The sequence below is a fragment of the Mycobacterium sp. DBP42 genome (assembly GCF_005924235.1).
Taxonomy (GTDB): Bacteria; Actinomycetota; Actinomycetes; order Mycobacteriales; family Mycobacteriaceae; genus Mycobacterium; species Mycobacterium syngnathidarum.
In genome coordinates this window covers 1-1,348 of sequence record NZ_VCMY01000101.1, presented here as the reverse complement: position 1 = coordinate 1,348, position 1,348 = coordinate 1, and the positions used below count along the sequence as shown (strand labels likewise).

General features: G+C 64.2%; 1 pseudogene and 1 other annotated feature. The pseudogene reads right to left on the bottom strand.

Annotated features, from left to right (window positions below):
- Positions 1–31 precede the first annotated feature (31 nt).
- Positions 32–1,294, bottom strand: a pseudogene (locus tag E0T84_RS31550) (IS3 family transposase).
- Positions 864–995, bottom strand: a sequence feature (AL1L pseudoknot). Its footprint overlaps the pseudogene before it by 132 nt.
- Positions 1,295–1,348: the final 54 nt, after the last annotated feature.

Sequence of the window (1,348 nt, the reverse complement as noted above, 5' to 3'; positions counted from 1 at the left end):
TGAATCGCCCTGGTTTTGCCGGAGGCTCGGGCTATTGGATTGCGACCAGTGGTTGGTCGGTCCGTTGTGCATCGTAGAACGTGGCTTCGTACTCGGCGGGTGGGACGTCGTTGAGGTAGCCGTGTAAGCGGTTGGTGTTGTGCCAGTAGACCCACCCGAGGGTGGCCAGCTCGACGTCCTCGACGGTCTTCCACGGCCCGCTGCGGGCGGGGCCGTAGATCAACTCGGCCTTGTAGTAGCCGTTCACTGTCTCCGCGAGGGCGTTGTCGAAGCTGTCCCCGATCGATCCTATAGAGGGGATCGCGTCCGATCTCAGCGAGCCGTTCGCCGTAGCGGATAGAGGTGAACTGGGATCCGGCATCGGAGTGACATGTCAAGCCCGACAACAGGTTTCCGCGTGACCAACGCGCCATCTCCAACGCGTCGAGGACCATCGAGGTCCGCATATGACTGGCCACCCGCCAGCCCACGATCATCCGGGAGTAGGCATCGACGATGAAACACACATACGCCACGCCGGCCCAGGTCGGCACGAATGTCAGATCCGTCACCCAAAGCTGGTTCGGCGCCGTCGCAGTGAACTTGCGTTTCACCAGATCGGGGTGCCGCGCGGCGCTGGCATCTGGTTTGGTGGTCTTGACCCGTTTGCCGCGCCGTGCCCCGCAGATGCCGGCGGCCCGCATGAGGCGGGCGACCTGATCGCGCCCGACGTCGTGGCCGGCCCGACCGGCGGCTTTCCACAGCTTGCGGGCCCCGTAGACGCGGTAGTTGTCCTCCCACAGCGTCACCAGGACCGGACCCAGTTCGGCGTCACGTCGCGCGCGTGCCGACAGACCGCGGGACTTGGTGTCGTAGTAGGTGCTCGGGGCCATCACCACGCCTGCTGATCGCAGGACGCTGATGATGGGCTCGACCCCGAACTCCTCCCGCTGGGCGTCGATGAAGTCGACTATTTCTTGTGTTGGCGGTCGAGCTCCGCGCCGAAAAAACTAGCGGCGCGCTTCAGTATTTCGTTGGCACGCTTGAGTTCTCGGTTCTCCTGCTCAAGCTCTTTGATCCGCGCCGACTCCGCGGTGGACAATCCTGGAGCGTATCCGCCATCGATGTCTGCCTGACGCACCCAGGAACGCACCGACTCCACTCCGTAGCCGAGCTGACGTGCCACCCGCGACACCGTGCCCTGCTCGGTACCCAACTCGGCACGAAGGGTCCGGACCATCCGCACCGCGGCGGCCTTCTCCTCCGGGCTGTAACGACGCGCCGTGGGCTTCCCGGCACACTGTTCCTTCGGCATACCTGCATCCTCGTTTCCAAGGTCAGGAGCCTCCGGGATTTCCAGGGCGATTCA